Annotated in this window: 18 protein-coding genes; all 18 read right to left on the minus strand. The window is 41.0% G+C overall.

Going from position 1 to position 19,729, the window contains the following annotated elements; all coding sequences use genetic code 11:
• Window position 1: 1 nt before the first annotated feature.
• The gene (locus L3V42_RS09460) at window positions 2-1,021 is read right to left on the minus strand and encodes a LacI family DNA-binding transcriptional regulator (RefSeq protein WP_235762435.1); all 1,020 of its coding nucleotides are present in this window, start codon (window positions 1,019-1,021) and stop codon (window positions 2-4) included.
• A gap of 117 nt (window positions 1,022-1,138) precedes the next feature.
• Window positions 1,139-3,052, minus strand: a complete 1,914-nt coding sequence (gene iolD / locus L3V42_RS09465; RefSeq protein WP_238471864.1) for a 3D-(3,5/4)-trihydroxycyclohexane-1,2-dione acylhydrolase (decyclizing) — start codon at window positions 3,050-3,052, stop codon at window positions 1,139-1,141.
• 99 nt (window positions 3,053-3,151) lie between these two features.
• Window positions 3,152-4,612, minus strand: a complete 1,461-nt coding sequence (locus tag L3V42_RS09470) for a CoA-acylating methylmalonate-semialdehyde dehydrogenase (protein ID WP_235762433.1) — start codon at window positions 4,610-4,612, stop codon at window positions 3,152-3,154.
• On the minus strand, window positions 4,593-5,474 hold the full coding sequence (locus tag L3V42_RS09475) for a class II fructose-bisphosphate aldolase (RefSeq protein ID WP_235762432.1): 882 nt from the start codon (window positions 5,472-5,474) through the stop codon (window positions 4,593-4,595). The genes L3V42_RS09470 and L3V42_RS09475 overlap by 20 nt, the downstream gene beginning before the upstream one ends.
• 28 nt (window positions 5,475-5,502) lie before the next feature.
• Window positions 5,503-6,534 (minus strand): 5-dehydro-2-deoxygluconokinase, encoded by a 1,032-nt coding sequence (gene iolC / locus L3V42_RS09480; protein WP_439651881.1) that lies wholly within the window; start codon window positions 6,532-6,534, stop codon window positions 5,503-5,505.
• A gap of 22 nt (window positions 6,535-6,556) precedes the next feature.
• On the minus strand, window positions 6,557-7,369 hold the full coding sequence (iolB, locus tag L3V42_RS09485; RefSeq protein ID WP_238471866.1) for a 5-deoxy-glucuronate isomerase: 813 nt from the start codon (window positions 7,367-7,369) through the stop codon (window positions 6,557-6,559).
• Between the two features lie 120 nt (window positions 7,370-7,489).
• The gene (locus tag L3V42_RS09490) at window positions 7,490-8,515 is read right to left on the minus strand and encodes a Gfo/Idh/MocA family oxidoreductase (RefSeq protein WP_238471867.1); all 1,026 of its coding nucleotides are present in this window, start codon (window positions 8,513-8,515) and stop codon (window positions 7,490-7,492) included.
• Between the two features lie 14 nt (window positions 8,516-8,529).
• A complete protein-coding gene (locus tag L3V42_RS09495; RefSeq protein WP_238471868.1) occupies window positions 8,530-9,540 on the minus strand; it encodes a Gfo/Idh/MocA family protein in 1,011 nt (336 codons plus the stop codon).
• 1 nt (window position 9,541) lies between these two features.
• Complete coding sequence (gene iolG, locus L3V42_RS09500) at window positions 9,542-10,567, minus strand: inositol 2-dehydrogenase (RefSeq protein WP_238471869.1); 1,026 nt, start codon at window positions 10,565-10,567, stop codon at window positions 9,542-9,544.
• A 151-nt stretch (window positions 10,568-10,718) separates the two neighbouring features.
• On the minus strand, window positions 10,719-11,555 hold the full coding sequence (locus L3V42_RS09505) for a sugar phosphate isomerase/epimerase family protein (protein WP_238471870.1): 837 nt from the start codon (window positions 11,553-11,555) through the stop codon (window positions 10,719-10,721).
• Window positions 11,556-11,573: 18 nt separating this feature from the next.
• Complete coding sequence (locus L3V42_RS09510) at window positions 11,574-12,398, minus strand: sugar phosphate isomerase/epimerase family protein (RefSeq protein WP_238471871.1); 825 nt, start codon at window positions 12,396-12,398, stop codon at window positions 11,574-11,576.
• Entirely contained in the window at window positions 12,395-13,402 is a 1,008-nt protein-coding gene (locus tag L3V42_RS09515) for a Gfo/Idh/MocA family protein (protein ID WP_235762424.1), read from the minus strand. The genes L3V42_RS09510 and L3V42_RS09515 overlap by 4 nt, the downstream gene beginning before the upstream one ends.
• On the minus strand, window positions 13,395-14,342 hold the full coding sequence (gene iolE / locus L3V42_RS09520) for a myo-inosose-2 dehydratase (RefSeq protein WP_235762423.1): 948 nt from the start codon (window positions 14,340-14,342) through the stop codon (window positions 13,395-13,397). The genes L3V42_RS09515 and iolE overlap by 8 nt, the downstream gene beginning before the upstream one ends.
• A gap of 12 nt (window positions 14,343-14,354) precedes the next feature.
• Window positions 14,355-15,563, minus strand: a complete 1,209-nt coding sequence (locus tag L3V42_RS09525) for a Gfo/Idh/MocA family protein (protein WP_235762491.1) — start codon at window positions 15,561-15,563, stop codon at window positions 14,355-14,357.
• Between the two features lie 39 nt (window positions 15,564-15,602).
• Complete coding sequence (locus L3V42_RS09530) at window positions 15,603-17,039, minus strand: sugar porter family MFS transporter (RefSeq protein WP_255770972.1); 1,437 nt, start codon at window positions 17,037-17,039, stop codon at window positions 15,603-15,605.
• 149 nt (window positions 17,040-17,188) lie between these two features.
• Window positions 17,189-17,935 carry a sulfite exporter TauE/SafE family protein gene (locus L3V42_RS09535; RefSeq protein ID WP_235762422.1) on the minus strand — a complete coding sequence of 249 codons (747 nt, stop codon included), beginning with the start codon at window positions 17,933-17,935 and terminating at the stop codon, window positions 17,189-17,191.
• A 421-nt stretch (window positions 17,936-18,356) separates the two neighbouring features.
• The gene (locus L3V42_RS09540; protein ID WP_235762421.1) at window positions 18,357-19,115 is read right to left on the minus strand and encodes a FixH family protein; all 759 of its coding nucleotides are present in this window, start codon (window positions 19,113-19,115) and stop codon (window positions 18,357-18,359) included.
• A 47-nt stretch (window positions 19,116-19,162) separates the two neighbouring features.
• Window positions 19,163-19,726: a DeoR family transcriptional regulator gene (locus L3V42_RS09545; RefSeq protein WP_235762420.1), complete on the minus strand. Its 564-nt coding sequence runs from the start codon at window positions 19,724-19,726 to the stop codon at window positions 19,163-19,165.
• Window positions 19,727-19,729 lie beyond the last annotated feature (3 nt).

A 19,729-nucleotide genomic window follows, 5' to 3' on the forward strand; every position in this document is an offset into this window, starting at 1 on the left:
TTCATGCCTTTGATGATTTCTTCACTGCTTGTGTCGTTCCTCTAATGATTAATTCAGGATTAAATAGTTGCCTATCCTTCAATTGGCCGCCTGCCTTAATTTCTTTCAGTAATAAATCGACGCTCATTTTCCCCATGTCCTCTACTGGTTGGGAGACCGAAGTTAGAGCCGGTACACTTGTGGTTGCTAAAATGGTATTATCAAATCCAATGACAGATAAATCTTCAGGTATGCTTATCCCATACTCCTTTGCAGCATGGATAATTCCAATAGCAAGCAAGTCGTTACAAGCAAATATTGCAGACGGAAGTTTTGCATCGTTTCTTTTGAAAATTTCTTCAAAACAATGCTTTCCACCTTCAATCGTTGCCTCAGCATACATAATATTATCTTCCTGCACTTTCCTGCTCATTAGTTCATGCGCTTCCCGATAACCATACACCCGCATGCGACTACTATATGCATGTTCCGCTATCATGACGATATTCTCATGCCCCTGATTCAGCAGATGATTTGTTGCAATAAAACCACCTTTAAAGTCATCGATTGATACTTTTGATACATTCATTGTCGGATCATCAATCGTCAACATGACAAGCGGTACATTTCGTTCAATCAAATCATCGAGCAACGTGTCATCTTGAAATTTCGAGGCAATAAGAATTCCATCAGCTTGCTTTTGCTGCAGTACTTCCAAATATTTACGTTCTTTCTCCGGATTCGCATCCGTACTGCAAATGATCACGCTCAATCCTTCTTCATGCGCCCGATCTTCAATTGTTTTTGCCATTTCAGCAAAAAACGGGTTCGATATATCAGGCACGAGAAGACCTAATGTTTGCGTGCTTTTTCCCGTGAGAGCAGAAGCCATAATACTCGGCGTATAATTCATCTCTTTCATTGTCTCCAGCACCCGTTTACGAGTCGATTCGCGCATATTTCCCGTATTATTAATTACTTTTGAAACCGTAGCAATGGAAACACCGGCTTCTTTTGCAACATCATAAATCGTTACTTTCATATTGCAGCCTCATTTCAAGCTTTTATTTACTTCAATCTTATCAAATCTATTTCTATATTGCACATTTATGAAAAACGAAGGGATCCATCATGGATATGCCCTTCGCTTTAACTTCTATTAATATTTTCGCGCTTTATCCAATTGATCCAGACGGTTCTTGTGAGCAGCTTGGATTGACTCTTTCTCTGATACTTCCGCAATACCCACGTTCCACCAGCCACCATAGCCGTCAGTCATTGTTTTCGGAAGGACTTTAATATCTATCAGTGTGGAAATGGTCTGCTTCTTCGAGTCTTCAATTGCTTGTTCCAGTTCTTCGAAAGTCCTGACACGATATGTCTTAACGCCATAACCTTCGACTACTTTCGCAAAGTCTGTCGTCAAGATATTACCTGATTTATCATTATTCGCACGGAATTCAGTTGAGAAGCTTCCCATTCCGTTCTCCATCTGTAAATTATTGATACAGCCGAATCCAGAGTTATCAAATAAAATGACGTTAATCTTTTTGCCTTCCTGAAGGCTTGTAATCAGCTCGGAATGAAGCATCATAAAGCTCCCGTCTCCAACCATCGCATATACTTCTTTATCCGGTTCCGCCATTTTCACACCTAAGGCACCAGATATTTCATATCCCATACAAGAATACCCGTACTCCATATGATAGGTGTTTGGCTGCTTACTAACCCACATTCGCTGCATATCACCTGGAAGGCTTCCTGCCGCACCGACAACAATGGCATCCTCATCAAGCAATTGGTTAACCCTTCCTAAGACAGCAGTCTGTGTGAGGCTTGTATCTAATGCTTTTTCATATGCAGCTAACTGTTCTATTAGGCCATCGTCTATCTCGGGCTTAAAATCACTAGCATGGAAATTCGTCTCATATAAACGGTTTAGTTCATCTTGCCAAGCCTTTCGGGCAGCAGCAATTTCTCCGTCATAAGAAGATTTGTATCCAATCGCTTCAAGTTCAGATTCAAGCGTCTCTATTCCTGCTTTTGCATCCGCGATTATCTGAACGGCATCAAGTTTTGCAGCATCAAAATCAGAAATATTTATCGTTAAAAATTCCACATCTTCATGATCAAACAATCGTTTCGATGCGGTTGTAAAGTCAGTGAAGCGCGTGCCGATACCAATAATTAGATCCGCTTCTTTAGCAATCGAGTTTGCCGCACTATTACCAGTAACACCAATTCCACCAAGATTAAATTCATGTGTACTTGGAAGTGCACTCTTTCCTGCTTGTGTTTCCGCAAACGGAATCTGGAATTTCTCTGCAAATGCCCCGAGTGTTTCGGCTGCTTCCGAATAGCGTACGCCACCGCCAGAAATGATCAGTGGTTTCTTTTTCGCTTTCATCAATGCAACTGCTTGTTCCAGTTCATAGCTTTGCGGTTTTCTGCGATTCAGATGGTAAACGCGTTTTTTAAAGAACGACTCTGGAAAATCATACGCTTCTCCTTGCACATCTTGGGGAAGTGCAACAGTTACAGCTCCTGTATTCGCCTCATCTGTTAACACACGCATTGCGTTAAGCAGCGCACTCATCAACTGTTCCGGACGATTGACCCTGTCCCAATACTTACTGACCGCACGGAATGTATCATTCGTCGTCAAGCTCGCATCCCAAGGCTGTTCAACCTGTTGCAGTACCGGATCCGGCTGACGCGTTGCGAAGGTATCTCCTGGCAGAAGCAGTAATGGGATATTATTGGCTGTAGCGGTCGCCGCTGCCGTTATCATATTAGCAGAGCCCGGACCTACAGAAGACGTGCAAGCAATCAGTTGTTTCCGGTGATTTTGTTTCGCAAATGCTGTAGCTGCATGGGCCATTCCTTGTTCATTTCGTCCTTGATACACTTCCAAGTCCCCTGGATTCTCTTCTAATGCCTGACCGATACCAAGGACATTTCCGTGCCCAAAAATTGTAAATATCCCTTTAAACAGCTTATGTTCTTTCCCATCAGTATTAACATATTGCTGATTTAGAAATCGTACTAATGCTTGAGCAGTTGTTTGTCTCATATGCCCACCTCAGTAAAAATATTTTTGTGAAAACTTACTTTTCATGAAAGAGCAGTGTGCTCATTCAACTAAACGAGCACACTGTTTGCTTTCTTATCATTAAGCCCAACGGCCCGTTACAACTTTTTGACGAGTATAGAAGTTCAAACCATCTTTACCGTTTGCATGTAAGTCACCATAGAAGGAATGCTTCCAACCAGAGAACGGGAACATTGCCATTGGTGCGGGTACCCCGATGTTCACGCCGAGCATTCCTGCATCGATCGTTTCACGGAATTGACGTACAGAGCCGCCATCTTTTGTAAAGATACACGCGCCGTTTGCGAATTCTGAAGCATTTGCAGTTGCAACAGCTTCATCCAAGTCCTTCACACGTATGATGGATAGTACCGGTGCAAAAATCTCATCCTGCCAGATTGTCATATCTTTCGTTACATTATCAAAGATAGTTGGACCTACGAAGTAGCCCTCTTTATCCACAGCAGCATCTTTACGACCATCACGAATAAGGTCTGCACCTTCTTCGATACCTTTTTCGATATAGCCTACCGTGCGCTCTTTATGCTGTTCACGGATTACTGGACCCAAGAACACACTATCGTCAAGTCCATTACCAATATTTAATTCATTTGCTTTCTGGACAAGCTGTTCAATGAATTCATCTGCTACTTCATCTTCAACTGTAACGACAGCAGCTGCCATGCAACGCTCCCCTGCTGAACCAAACGCAGCATTGATTACTTGTGTTGTCGCATTATCCATATTCGCATCTTTCAGTACAATCGAATGGTTTTTCGCTCCTGCCAGTGCTTGTACTCGCTTCAAGTTATCTGTCCCGCGTTTGTACACATACTCAGCAACCGGCTGAGAACCAACGAAAGAAATTCCGGCAACTTGCTTATGATCAAGCAATCCGTTTACGACGTCATGCGCGCCATGAACAATGTTCATTACCCCTTTTGGAACTCCTGCTTCTTCTAATAATTCAACGAGGCGGATTGCTGTTAAAGGCGTACGCTCAGATGGCTTCAATACGAACGTGTTACCAGTAGCTAACGCCATTGGAAACATCCAAGCTGGAACCATCATTGGGAAGTTGAATGGTGTAATTCCACCGATTACTCCGATTGGATAACGGTACGTGCTTGCTTCAAGTCCAGTAGCAATGGACGCAAGGCTGTCACCCATCATTAATGTTGGTGCGCCTGCTGCGAATTCCACGTTTTCAATTCCACGTTGTACTTCCCCTTTTGCTTCCGCCAAGTTTTTACCGTTCTCTTTTGTAATAATCTCAGCGATTTCATCCCAATGTTCAACAAGTAGCTGCTGGTATTTGAATAGAATTCGCGCACGTCTTGGAACAGCTAGATCTTTCCACGTTTGAAATGCTTCATGAGCAGCACGAACCGCTTCGTCCACTTCTTCTACTGTAGAAACTGGTACGTGAGCAAGAACTTCACCAGTAGCCGGGTTAAAGACCTCTTCCTTTTTATCAGATTTGGACTCCACCCATTCCCCATTTATATAGTTCTTTAATACTTCAGTCTGTACTTTCTCCATTACTCATTTCCTCCTCTAAAGTATTCGCTCTAGTTGAATTCAACAAAAGCATTTTATTTATTGCAGCTTGTTTCACTTTTTCCATCGCGTCTGGGAACAATTCCAGCCGGTCATAGACAACCGGGTCTGCCTCCACTTGTTTGCGGAGAGATCTCCCGAAAGCCATCCGAAGCGCGGTTCCGATATTCACCTTACCAAAGCTAGTTGCCGCAAGCTTTCTTAAATTCTCATCGGATATACCTGTTGCACCGTGCATCACAAGCGGGATATCAACTACTGCTTCAATCGCTTTAATCAATTCAAAATCAATCTCAGCAGTCTGTTCTTCCATTCGGTGTAAAGAACCAACAGACACAGCAAGGCAGTCAACACCAGTTTCCACAGCAAAGCGCTGGGCGTCGTACGGACTTGTATGTTCTTGTTTGATATGCCTGTATTTATCCCGATAAGCAACTGAGCCAACTTCTGCCTCAACCGGAATATCGAATGCATGGGCAAGCTTCACAATTTCTTTCGTCTTTCGGATATTCTCTTCAATTGGTAATTGGGAACCATCATACATGACGGAACTATACCCCGCATGAATTGCTTTTGCCACTGTTTCATAATCAGCACCGTGATCTAGATGAATGACGACCGGAACTGTCGCTTGTTCCGCCATGGTAACGAGCATCCTGCCAAATACAGCTACAGGAATATGCTCGAGTGCCACTTTGTTTGTCGCTAGAATGACTGGTGCCCCCAAGTGTTCCGCAGCATCAATACAAGCTTTCGCATCTTCAAACCCGAATATATTGAAGGCCGGGATAGCATATTTCTTCTTCGTTGTGTCTTTTAGCACGTCTCGGAGCATTGCTAACATCTATCGCACTTCCTTTTCCAGCAACTAGTTATACGCCGACTTTTTCAGCTGTATTGATAAATTCGTTCAATTCTTCAACAGTAGGCATCGCCTCGGAACAGCTATGTCTAGAAATCACAATTGCTGCTGATGCACTACCGTATTCCATCGCTTTTGGTATATCCCAGCCATGCATAAGGCCATAAATAAAGGCTGAAGCGTAGGAGTCTCCTGCACCGAATGTTTTAAGCACTCTTGTTTTGAATGTAGCGCTTGTAAATGACTCACCTTGTTTCGTATAAGCAATCGAACCTTCTGCTCCATGCTTGATGATGACGATTTCTGCATGGTGGCTGAACCATTTCCCAGCTGTTTCTTCGTCTGTGCTCTTTTCCTTTTGGAATTGTTCCATCATGTCGAATTCATCGCGAGTTCCAATAATGACATCACATTTCTCTGCCGCCAAGTTGTAATATGTTGCCGTCTCTTTATCGTCGTTCCAAGTATACGGACGATAATCAAGATCAAAGATGACGACTACATCATGTTTACGAGCATAGTCAAGAGCTAGAAATACCGCTTCCCTTGATGGACTCGCTGCAAGCGCTGTCCCAGAAACGAGAAGTGACTTCGACTGTTTGATATAGTCTTCCGATACGTTTGATGTATCTAACTTCAAGTCAGCAACATTATCGCGGTACATGAGAATACTGCAATCTTCGGGACTCTTAATCTCTGTAAAAGCGAGGCCGGTAACAGCACCGGTATCATCAACAGATACATTTGATATATCAATATCATTTTCTTCTAAATAAGTTACAATGTAGCGACCCATTTGGTCATCGGATACCTTTCCGATGAAGCCGGTTTTTTTTCCAAGTCTTGCTGCACCGATCGTAATGTTAGCTGGAGAGCCACCGACATATTTCGTAAATGACCTTGTCTCTTCCATTGGACGGTTGATTTGATCAGCATTTAAATCGATACAGAGCCGACCAATTCCAACTAAATCTAATAGACGGCCTTCTTTAAAATTCAAGTTATACAAAGCCTTCTCCTCCCTTATGTTTCTATATTGCATCTGCTAGAGGTCTGCACCTTCCTTAGCGTTTTACCCCTTCGAATAACCATTCATGATCTTTTTCATTATTGAATTTCCATGTACGCTTTGGCCCTGCCATGACGTTCAAGTAATAACATTCATAACCTGGTACCGCAGTAAATGGATGATACCCTTCCGGAACTAATACGACATTTCTATGTTCTACTGTCATTGCTTCGTCGAGACTGCGATCATCGTTGTATACCCGCTGGAACGCAAACCCTTGACTTGGGTTGACTTCGTGATAATACGTTTCTTCCAAATAAGATTCATGTGGTAAGTTATCTTTATCGTGCTTATGCGGTGGGTAGCTTGATGTATTTCCATCTGGTGTATACACTTCCACTACAAGCAGACTGTCTGCATCTTTTCCTTCTGGTAAGATATCGTGAATCTTCCTGCTCATTTTTCCAGAACCGCGATCAGACTGTTCCACATCTTCTGGAGCAATCAGACGAGCTTCGTATGTTCCTTTACCAGGTGCCGCACATACAGCTAACTCTAAATCGGATAATGCTTCTACTTCATAATAATCGTCATTTGGAATATATACGGAATATGGGGGTATTTTCTCAAATACACTCATTCGTTCTCCGATTTCGTTAAATACCTTTTCATTTGTTTTAACATTTGCTTTTCCTGATAGAAGTACGAGGCAAACTTCATCTGTTCCTGTTTCCTTTTTCAAAGAAGCTCCCTCTTTTAATGAATAGACTTGAAAACCGACATATTCCCAACCTGCTGATTCAGGAGTAACATCAATGATCTTCCCGTCTTGATCAACTTCCTCGGGCTTAACCAGTAACTTAGACACATAATCCCTCCATAATCTTTTTGGAAACGCTTAAGTTAAGCGCTTAACCTAATCTGACCATAGTCTATAATACTCTTAATATTATTGCAAGTGAAGTGTTTCAAAAAATTAATTATTCTATTATTTGCCTATAAGTTGCTTATCCAGCAGGTTAATCTTCTTCCCGGTCTTATAGGATTCTGTTGCAGCTACAGCGATTTCAAGTGCAATTTTACCGTCTACTTCATTAACAAGTGGGGATTCCCCTTTTCTAAGCTGCTCGATAAAGGATACCATCTCCAACAAATAGGCATCTGAGAATTGAGTTGCAAAGTCTGGTAAAATATCATGTGTTCTGCCCTTGTTTTTTAGAACATACATATCTAGATTGCGCATAGAACCAAGCTGGATTGCCCCTTCTGTACCAATGATTTCTGCACGGATATCATAGCCGTAATGTGCATTTCTGCTTGCTTCTACGTCTGCTGCAGCTCCGCCGTCAAACGTCAAGTATGTTAATGCTTGGTCAACGTCTCCATGTTCTGCCACATACTCATGCTGAACAACACTGCCATGAGCAATGACCTCCTTCACTTCTTGACCGAGGAAGAATCTAGCCGTATCATATTCATGAATGGAGAAGTCGAGATAAAGTCCGCCACTATTTTGAATGAATTCTGGTGGTGGAGTATTTCCGTCTCTTGAAAGTCCCTTGAAGTAAAGCGGTTTACCGATATCTCCGGCTTCAATCCGGCGTTTTGCTTCTGCATAAGCTGGGTCAAATCGTCTCATAAAGCCAACTTGGCAAAATATATTATTAGTTTGAATCACTTCAATCACTTCATCTGCTTGCTCTAAAGTTTCCGTGATCGGTTTCTCTGTGAAAATATGTTTACCGTTTGCTGCAGCCTTTTGAATCATTTCATGGTGCGTGCTAGTCGGTGTAATAATAGCAACTGCATCAATATTTGGATCCTCAAAAATATCATCTGGATTATCCGTCCATTTTGCTACACCAATTTGTCTGGCAACTTCTTCCGCACGCCCTGGCATTTGGTCTGCTACTGCAACAAGTTCTGCGCCTTTTACTTTTTGTGCGAGATTCTCGGCATGCCAAAATCCTAACCTTCCTAAACCAAGTACTGCAATTCGAATAGATTCTTTCATTTTATATCACCCTTTTATAATTTTTCCGTACATCGACGGATTGTTTCTGTTTGCTTTTTCCAATTACGGACTGCATCCATTGCTTTTAAATTATTTAATGTGTCCTCCGCCAGATGTGTAAGATCTTTTCCATCAATGATTTGACGAGTAAAGAACTCCACTCCTTCTACATAGTAATCCGAAATAATTTGTTCCTGTTTGACGGGACCTTCATTTGGGATGAGTTCAATAATCCCCTCACCGTCTGCTTGCGGAATAAATGCTTTCGGCACTCGAATCGTTCCTTTTGTACCGACGATTTCATATTCATTTCTCGTGGACATGTTCATTCCACAATCAAAATATGATTTTTTACCATTCTTATGTTCGAATATGCCTATTGCTGCAATATCCGTATTACCATCTGCAGTTAACGTCTCCTCTACGAACAACACATCAGTTGGTTCTCCTAAAAAACTTCTAATCGCATGGATTGTGTAGCAGCCGATATCAAAAATACTGCCTCCACCATCCACTTGTGATTTAAGACGGAAATTACCCGGTTTTTCAAGCGGGAAGCTAAACGAAGCACGCATCTGCTTCACTTCCCCAATTGCTCCTTCCGCAATGATTTCCTTCACTCTTTTGTGCTGTGGATGAAATTGATACATCATCGATTCCATGAAAGTGATATTTGCAGACTTGCAAGCTGCAACCATTTCTTCCACTTGTAATGCCGTGAGTCCCGCTGGCTTTTCACAAAGGACGTTTTTACCGTAAGCTGCAGCCTTTTTCGTCCATTCAGCATGAAGCTCATTCGGAAGCGGTACATACACAGCATCGATTGTTTCGTCGGCCAATAGTTCCTCATACGAAGAATAAATAGTCGGTATATCGAATTGTTCTGCTAACTTAGTTGCCTTACGAGCCGGGTTTCTGCTTGCGATTGCTGCGACTTTACCATTTACAGACTTTTGAATTGCAGGAATGACCTGTTCTTCTGCGATTTCAGCTGTGCCTAGAATACCCCAGCTTATTTCCTCCATGTTAAACCAAACTCCCTTCCTGCAACTCTGCAATCCGGACGGTGCGTTTTTCTTTATGGGATATATTCGCTGCAAATGCCATGAGTTCTGCCTGGTAGCCATCTTCCACCGAGCAAGATGTCGGTTTATCTTCTAAGATTGCATCTGCTAACTGGTGGATTTCTTCAACATATGCCTCCTGATAACGATCCAGGTAAAAATGCTTCGGCACATCTAAAGTTACCGCTTCTTCTGTTGCAACACGAATATTTGTCTTCGATTCATTCTCAGCTGAAACAGCGCCCTTATTACCGAAAACCTCGATTCGCTGATCATAACCGTATACTGCCTGTCTGCTGTTATCGATTACACCTAGAGAACCGTTTTCAAATTGGAGTGTAATAATGGCTGTATCGACGTCCCCGTGTCTTTCAAACATGGGATCAACGAGATTCGCCGCATTTACCGTAACCTCTGTCACTTCACTTCCGGAGAGATAGCGTATTATGTCAAAGTCATGAATCGTCATGTCCATGAACATACCGCCTGATTTTGGAATATAGTTTTCAGGAGGCGGTGCCGGATCGCGGGAAGTTACTTTGATGATGTGCGGGTCACCAACCGTTCCAGTCCGGACTGTTTCATATACTTTCCGGAAATGTTTATCAAACCGTCGATTGAAGCCGACTTGGAACTTCACTCCGGTTTCTTGAATTATTTTCCGTACTTCCTTCGTTTCCTCTATATTGAAACTAATTGGCTTTTCACAGAATACATGCTTACCTGCTCTAGCTGCTGCTTTAATGTATTCAGCATGTGTATTTGTTAATGAACAGATAAGTACAAGCTGAATCTCTTTATCATTGATTAATTCTTGAGGGTCTTTTGTTATTTTTGGTACTTGTTCCTCAAAACGTGTCCCTTTTAAATGATCCGTGTATACATCGGCAATCATCGTGAGCTCTAATTTTTCGGAATGAAGTATATTATTTGCATGTAATCGCCCGATATTACCTGCACCGATGATACCTACTTTTACCTTTCCCATCTAATCCCTCCTCGGTATATTTGATGCGCCTTGAGGTTAAGCGCTTAACTACAATGAATAATAGCAAGGAAAACTCTTCGCATGGAAAGCGCTTTCCCGACTATTATTCTAATATAGTTTTTCTGAAAAAGCAATAGCTTTGTACAATATATTAATTGAACATTCTTTCGGCAATTTTTTTCATATATTTATAGGCTTCTTTCCCCAATTCGTTCTTATCCATTTTCCAGTAGTCTGCCCGGAACAACTCAAGGCTGATCATTTCATTATAGCCAATCTCTTTAAATGCTTTGCCGATACTTTCTAACTGGATAGTGCCGAGACCTGGAAATATCCGGTGACTATCATTTAGTTCATGTTTATTAAACCCTGCTTCTGCGTCATTAACATGGAAGATAAAAATCTTTTCTTTATCTACCGCTTGAACAGATTCGATGGTCGAACCACCTAAATGAAAATGATACGTGTCTACAACTAATCCGACATATTCATCATGAACCCGGTTCACGATTTCATTCGCAAGCGCCAATGTACTTACAGAGAATCCAGTAACGCCAATGAACTCAAAGGCGATAGATACTCCATGTTTCTTTCCAATTGTCGCCAACTTATGTAAACCCTCTACTGCATCATCAATTATTTCCTCCCTTGTTTCCTGACCTTTGAGCAAACTTGGGACAGCAACAATATATGGGCAGTTAATTGCTGCAGCTATCGTACACCATTTTTCCGCTTCCTCGAGCATTTGTTTTTCTTCCGCTTCTGTTTCTTTTAGCGTGAAAAATTCCAATGCATTGATTGCATAAGGATGGACACCATTTTCTTCAAAAGCCGCTTTTAAGTCAGGTAATGTTCCGCCCTCCTCTAAATAAGCATCTATTTTATATGTCCGCAACTCTAAAAGATCAAAGCCAGAGGTTTTTGCCACCTCAATATCTTCAATTAAATTGCATTGGTCTGTCGTTGAACCGTTCAAACCTAATTTCATTCCTGGATCACTCCGATACTAAAAATAGTTTTTTAAAAATGTTAACGATTCTTCCATATCTTTAAACAATATATTCAATTGTTGCTTTGATGTCGCTTCAAACGGGTGACCGCCTGGAGCAAGACTTTCAACGGTAATTGTTTTATCATAATCAATCTGTTTGATGGCTTTTACCACTTCCTCAAAAGGAAGGTGGCCTTTGCCTAAACCTCTACGGTTCGAATCTGCTACGTGGATCGTTTCAAGCCAACCTTTTAATTTCGTAAATGGATCGATCAAGTTCGCTTCATCAATATTCATATGGAACGTGTCGAGCATCGTTTTCACATTTGGTTCTTCTACTGCTTGCAAAAAATAAGAGGCAGTATCTGCATTATATACGAGGCAGTTCTCGTATCGGTTCAACGGCTCGATTACGATTTGGATTCCTAACTCATTTGCAAAAGGGGCGAGTTGCTTAATAGAATCTACTCCATTTGACCAATCTTCTTCACGTGATAAAGCAGGGATGGAACGGCCTGGAGCAGCTGGGGCAAGTACCATATACTCAGCCTCCAGATACCCTCCAATTTCTAGTTGCCTTTTAAAATAAGCGATTGCTTCATTCCTTAATGCCACATCCGGATTTGCCAGATCGGTTTCCGGCTTTAAGAAGCTTGCATCCGCATTAATTCCTCTAATATTTATATTCTCTTTCTTAGCTGTCTGTTTAATCGATGTCCAGTCGTGCGCATCAACTGCTGTACCTACCTCAACCTCATCATACCCCGTCTTCGCAGCAAAGCGAATGACATCTTCTATTGCTAAGTCACCAAAGACCCAACTGCAGAGTGAAAACTTCACTGACTTACCTCCTCTTGATTAAAGTGAATCGTCTCTCCTGTATCTGCACTTTCATAAATCTTTTCAATCAGGTAAGTAAGTTCAAAAGCCTCTTGCGCATTAACTGGTGGTTCCTCACCGTTTAAGATTGCATCGATAAATAGTCGATCTTCTTCTACATAACCGCACTTTTCTTTAAAAGCTACTTGCGTGTAATCTAGTTTCTCCACTTCCTTGTTAAGCCCTTTACTATAACGGATCGTTTCAATCTCTTCCGTCGCAACGGTAGAATATTCCCCGTAGATTTCAACAGATTCAAATGGGAAACTCCAGCCAGAATGGGCAGAAGAAATAAGCGTTGCTATTGTTCCCGATTCGAACGTGAACATCATCACAAAATCATCATATTGCGTATCAGACAAGCTCTTTCTCGCTTCACATTTGACCGTCTTGATTTTTCCAAAGAAGTAGGAGAGCAAGTCAAGCTGATGGATTGTCGTTTCATACAAGAACCCACCGGTAACATCCGGATTCGCTGTCCAAGCTGGATTCAGTAATTCTCCTCGGTTCAACTTAATATGTGCGGAATATGGTGCAAGCTCTTTATTCTCAATTTTTTCTTTAATATCTTTATGAACGTAGGCATAGCGACGGTTCATTCCTAAGTTGTATATTCCTTCTGACTTTTTCGTTGCATCGAGAATCTTACGTGCCCCTTCAATTGTTGTTGCCATCGGTTTTTCCGAGAATACGTGAATATTATTTTCCAGACAAGTAATAACAGCTTCAACGTGTAGTGTGTTCGGTGTCGTAACATAAACAGCATCAACACCTAATTCAATTAGTTTATCGAGTGAATCAACTGCTTGTACATCATATTTAATCGTATCTGCCAATTGTTTCGCTTTATCAATATAAAGATCTGCAATTGCTACAATCTCTACCCGCTCATCATCCTGTAAAATATCTGCATGTAAACCCGCTGCAAAACCTGCTCCTAAAATTCCTACTTTTACTTTAGCCATTTGCGAATTCCCCTTTTCCCTTTGTTAATTCTTGTACAAGTTCCTCTTCTATTTGTTGTAAGTATTCGATTGCTTTTTTTGCATATTCATAAGGATTAGCCTTCGCTGGATCTTGTTCTGCCTCGACTATGATCCAGCCATGATAATTTGTCTCCATCAGTTTTCTCATAATTGGTTGGAAATCAATCACACCATCACCTGGAACAGTAAAGATACCATCAACTACTTCTTCGCGGAATGTCTTTCCTGCTGCACGGCAAGCTTTCAATACTTCTGGACGCACATCTTTATAATGTACATATTTAATGCGATCGAGGTGGTTTATTAAAAATTCATAGGGATCGTAATTTCCATATAAAGCATGACCACTATCAAACAATAAGTTCACGTAGCGTGCATCTGTTATTTTCATTAACTTATCCACATCTTCTTTTTGCTCAATCACCGTTCCAGCATGCGCATGATAAACTAGTTGCATCCCATATTCCCTAGCAATTTCACCAGCTTTATTTAATCCTTTCGCTAGAGAATCCCACTCTTCTTCCGATAGATCCTTCGGAGTCCTCCGTTCTGGATTTCTTGCGTCCCAATGTGTGGAGCCAGCCATTTCACAAACGATTACATAATCACAACCCATTGCTTTTAAAAATTCAGCTTGCTTGCGGAAGTTGGCGATTTGTTCATCGTGAAGGGCTGGGTCTGAGAACAGGACACTGACAAATTGGCTTGCTAGTGTCATATTATGTTTATTTAATAATGCTTTCAATTCTTGTTCATCGTCCGGGAATGTCCGACCCTTTTCTGTTGCAATATAGCCCAGTTCGTTCATTTCTTTCAGGATCTCATCGATGGATGTTTCGTCTCCCAGGCCAGGGATATCATCGTTTACCCAACTAATTGCTGCAATGCCAACATTAAATTCATAATTTAATTGTCTCATTGTCTTTCCTCCTTACAATTGATGGATCAAATCTTGTTTTTCAATATTATTTTCTTGTAAAACATCGTTCACAGATACCCAGGATTTGGTTTCACTGGAGCGCTCTACTGCTTCTACAATTGCTTGGTTCATCACCCCATCTTTAAAATTAGGCTCAGGTGACTCCCCTTTCGCTACCCCGTCCAAGAATGTTTTTATAATATTTACGAATGTGTGCTCATAACCGAGAATATGTGCTGCTGGCCAGTAGTTACCGGCAAATGGATGGACATGCTCTGTACAGTTAATCGTACGGAATCCTTGCAACCCCTCTTCATCATTTGTAAAGTACACTTCCAAGTTATTCATATTCTCCATATCCCAACGGATTGAACCAAATTCGCCATTAATTTCAAAACGGTTTCCTGCTCGATTACCTGCCGAGAAGCGGGAAACTTCAAACGTTCCCATGGCACCGTTTTCAAATCTCGCTAAAAATGCTGCTGCGTCATCTACCGTTACTTCTCCGTATTCATTGCTCGTCGTTTCGTATTGAAGTGTGTCAGTCATTGTTCCAAGTGGGCGCTGTTTAATGAATGTATCCATCATACCTGTCACTTCACTGAATTCACCGATTAAGAAACGGGCCAAGTCAATGATATGAATACCTAAGTCACCTAATGTTCCTGATCCAGAAATATCTTTTTGCAAACGCCATGTTAGCGGTGCTTCCGGGTTCATCAACCAATCTTGTAAAAACGTTGCTCGAAAATGGTAGATTTTTCCCAAACGACCTTCAGCAATCAGCTTTTTCGCATATTGAACCGCTGGGGCAAAACGATAATTATGACAAACCATATGCAGGACATTATGTTTGTTCACTGCATCAAGCATCTCCTTGGATTCCTGCAATGTCAGGGATAAAGGTTTTTCACAAAATACGTGCTTCCCAGCCTCAGCTGCACGAATCGCAATTTCTTTATGTGTATTGTTCGGTGAAGAAATATCAATCACGTCAATGCTTGGATCATCAATTAAATCTTGCCAATCTGTCGAATGATTCTTCCAGCCCATCTTGGCTGCTGACTTTTTAATTTTTTCCGGATCTCTTCCCACAATGGTATTTAATACTGGGTTCACATCAAGATCAAAGTAGAATGGAGCCGCTCGGTAAGCATTACTATGTGCTTTCCCCATCATGCTATATCCAATTAGTCCAATGTTGATATCTTTCTTTTTCATCATTTGATACATCCTCTCCTAGTCCCTTTAAAGTGTTTCCTATATAATTTCCCTATCTATTTTTTTTGATGATTTCTTTTTATAGTTCCTGAACATTTCTTCTAGTTTTTCTAGGCTTACTCCCTTCGTTTCAGGCAAGAATTTAACTACGAATAGAATAGCTAGAATGTTTAAGATTCCGAACGTATAGAATGTCGATGACAGCCCGAGTGAACTTAATAAAGATGGGAATGTTAATCCAATGAAGAAGTTGACAATCCATAAAAAGAATACACTAATTCCCATTCCGACGCCACGAATTCTTGTAGGGAATATCTCTGAAAGCATGAGCCACGTAACTGGCGCAATCGCCCCTTGCATAAATGCTAGGAACATAATGATAAATGCCATTACAATAAACGGTAAATAATCAGATCCTGCAAATGCATTCGAGAAATATCCAATAGCAAATAGGGCAATAACAGCACCAATTTGTCCAACAAGAAGCATTGGTTTACGTCCGACTTTACCTAATAGCCAAATACCTACAATTACCGCTGTAACCGAGATGACACCGTTCGCGATATTTGCAATCAACGCTGCACCTGTTTCAAATCCGGCATCAATCAATATTTCTGTCCCGTAGTACATGATAGAGTTAATACCAGTAAGCTGCTGGATAACGGCAATGCCGATTCCGATAAGTAGAAGTCTTCTTACCCACGGAACCATCAACTCGCTCACTTGAACCTTTTCTTTCGATTGTTCTTTCTTAACTGTTTCTTGTATGAAATCAAATTCTGACTGCACCTCGTCGGCTGGGCGAATTTGTTTTAATACTTTCATAGCTTCATCTGTTCTGCCTTTTGAAATTAACCATCTTGGGCTTTCCGGAACTTTTAACATTCCTATACCAAGGACTACAGCTGGAAAAGCCGCTAGGACGAGCATGTATCTCCATGCAAATCCACTGTCAGCAAGTACGTTTCCAATAATTGCGTTCATTGTAAAAGAAAGTAGCTGTCCAGATACAATCATTAATTCGTTTTGTGTAACGATACGACCACGACGTTCTGTCGGTGCCATTTCAGCTAGAAAAGATGGTACGGTTACAGATGCACCACCAACAGCAAATCCTAAGAAGAAGCGGAATCCTACCATCATCGAAAAGTTAATTGCAAATGCACAACCTAAAGCAGTGATAAAAAAGAGAAGTGCTAATTGCAAGATATACTTTCTTCTTCCTATTTTATCCGATAACGCTCCTCCAACTACAGCGCCAATCGCTGCCCCAAGTAATAGGCTACTCGCCACTACTCCTTCTGTAAATGGTGTCAGGTTCAACTGGTCTGCTTGACTCATAAATGGTAAAGCTCCGTTAATTACACCAGTATCATAACCGAATAAAAGTCCACCGAATGTGGAAATAACCGTAATTAACATCAGATTACGCCTATAATAATTCTTGTTCAGACTCTGCACCTTGTCCTTTTCCATGATTCATATCCCCTTTATATATTCTTTTTCCAAAAAACGTTATTACCGACAACCTTCTACAATCGAAAGCGTTCCTCCTTCCATAACTTGAAAGCGGTGTCAATAAAAACTAAAAATAAAACCATTTTGTTAAGCGCTTTCTTTAATGGTTAAAAAAATAAATTAATTGCACCTAATAACGTTAGAAATAAAATAAGTTGATTAAATCTTTCCTGTTTCATATGGGGCAGGACTCGTTTTCCGATATATGCACCCAATAAGATAAACAACGACAAGTAAAGTGTAAGTTGCAGCATTTCTCTGTTAATCAATCCTATGCTCCAATAAAGTGGTAATTTGACCCAGTTCACAACGAAGAAGAAATAGGCGACTGTACCGACAAATACAGCCTTTGGTAAACGTTGAAGCAATAAATATACCGACATCACCTCTCCACCAGCATTGCCTACGGTCGTAGAAAAGCCCCCGAAAATTCCAAATCCTGTTGTTAGTAAAGCTTGATGATTGCCCGCTAACAAGTTGTCATTCGTTTTTCTTCTAAAGAACATCATGCTAATGAATAATAAGATAATCGATCCAATCATCATTTTTAAATGTTTTTCATCAATTAACAGCAATGTGACATAGCCTATTGTCAAGCCGACAATCACCCAAGGAAAGAGCTTTATTAATCTCTTCCAATCTACCGATTTACGATAAGCAATGATCGCATAGAGATCTGCGACCATAAGTAATGGCAACATAAAACCAATAGCAAATCTTGGCGGAAACAGCAGCATAAGCATGGTTAAAATGAATAACCCCAATGACGGCAATGCTGTTTTATTAAAGCCTACTAATAATGCGATTACAATCAATATAGCGATTGTTTCTATCGAGTACGTAAGTTCTAACATTCCTCCCCCTCTTTGCACTGCATACGTGTATTAATAAATATAACCCAATTAGATTAAGCGCTTTCCTAAATAGTATTATAATGTGCTTAATTTTGAAATGCAACTTATTTTGCCATTAATCTAATAAAATATTATATTTTGATTAACTACTTATTAAAATGTAAAGCTACATCCGGGTAATCGCTTTCTAGTAGATTAACATAAAATTAATAACCCATAAAACAAAAAATGTAGTGCGTATTTTTTAAAGTCAGCACTACATTTATAAAGTGAATCTTCAATCAGGGGGGGCTTCATCCACCACGGATTGTTAGTTGAACGAATAAGGCTGTTAGCTCACGTTTCTTCCCATCTAAACTTTCTTGACTTGACCTGAAATTTTGAGGTGGGAATTTTACGGACGTTTACACCGGGATAAATATTATTCTACTTCAATTATATATTCATCGTGTTCATGTAATTCCGCGTCATCCTCTACATGAATGACAAGTTTATACGTTCCTGGCTCTGTAAATTCGTGAGCTGTGGTGTATTCTCCAGCTACTGTTTCTTCTGCGTCAACCCAAGCCGCATCCCCTTCTTCTCCTTCTGGAATAATTTCATAACGAACGTTTGCACCTTCCATTTCGTCTCCGTCTAGATGGAGATGAACAGTTAAATTAATTTCTTCATCAATTTGAACAGACTCCGGTTCCATGAAATGCATGTGGAAACCTTCTGTCTGTGTCTGTGCGTGATGGTCATGATCCTCTTCTTCACCAGCATCACCCGCTTCTCCGCCATCCCCGACGATAATAGATTTAAGTGGCATCGTATGCAAGCCGCGGGCAGTCGTATGGGCGTACATTTCATACGTGCCATCTTCCGGAAACGTTACTTCTGCTGTATATTTTCCATCTTCTGTATGTATACCATCTATATTAGTGCTATCATCTTCATTTCCTTTTAACCAATACTCAAATTTCACTTCATCTGCATCTTCGACAAGCTCATCTCCGTAGCTGACAACTGCTTCAAGTTCGACGGTTTCTCCGGGCTCTGCGGTTTCTGGAACATTGAACTCTACTTCGAGCGCGACTAGCTCATCTGTTTCCGCTGTTTCGTTCGTCTCTTCCCCACTTCCACAAGCTGAAAGTAAAATGAATAAGACGATGATAAATGGTGTAATAATTTTCTTCATGTGAATAGCCTCCATATCATTTTTTGTTATTAGTATTTATACATACTCTAGCTTTGTTGCATTCGTTCATAAATGATATCAAGTGTGTCTTCAAAGCGATACACTTTTCCTCCAAAACCAGTTACAAACCGATTTGCATATTCTTCTGCCTCAAAAGTCAGCACTTGAGGCTTGCAGCAACCGACTGGAAGTGATGAATCGATAACATACCAAGCTTGATTCGCACTGATTGTCGTCTGCAGTAGGAAGTCTCGGCAAATAGCTTGGGTGACATCTGATTTCAGCTCTCGATGTTTCAGTACACCACAGTGAGCACAGCAAGCCGTCATGGTTTTATTTCCTTTCAGGAAGATACGATAGATAAGACGTTCCGTGAGTTCTCCTGCACAGAAATCACATGTATCCGTTTCTTCTGACTTCTTCCCCTGTTCTGCAGCAAGTGTAATTCCACCGAATGTTTTCGTAATCATCCCCTCCGCAATTAATGGTTTGATATCGCGATGAATCGTCATTTCAGAGACGCCCATTTCCTCGCTTAATTGCGAAATTTTTATTGTTTTACGTTCAATGATTAGCTCTTCAATCTTTTGTTTACGTTCTAGCGGCAGCAAACC

Source organism: Oceanobacillus alkalisoli (genome assembly GCF_022213125.1).
Classification (GTDB): domain Bacteria; phylum Bacillota; class Bacilli; order Bacillales; family Amphibacillaceae; genus Oceanobacillus; species Oceanobacillus alkalisoli.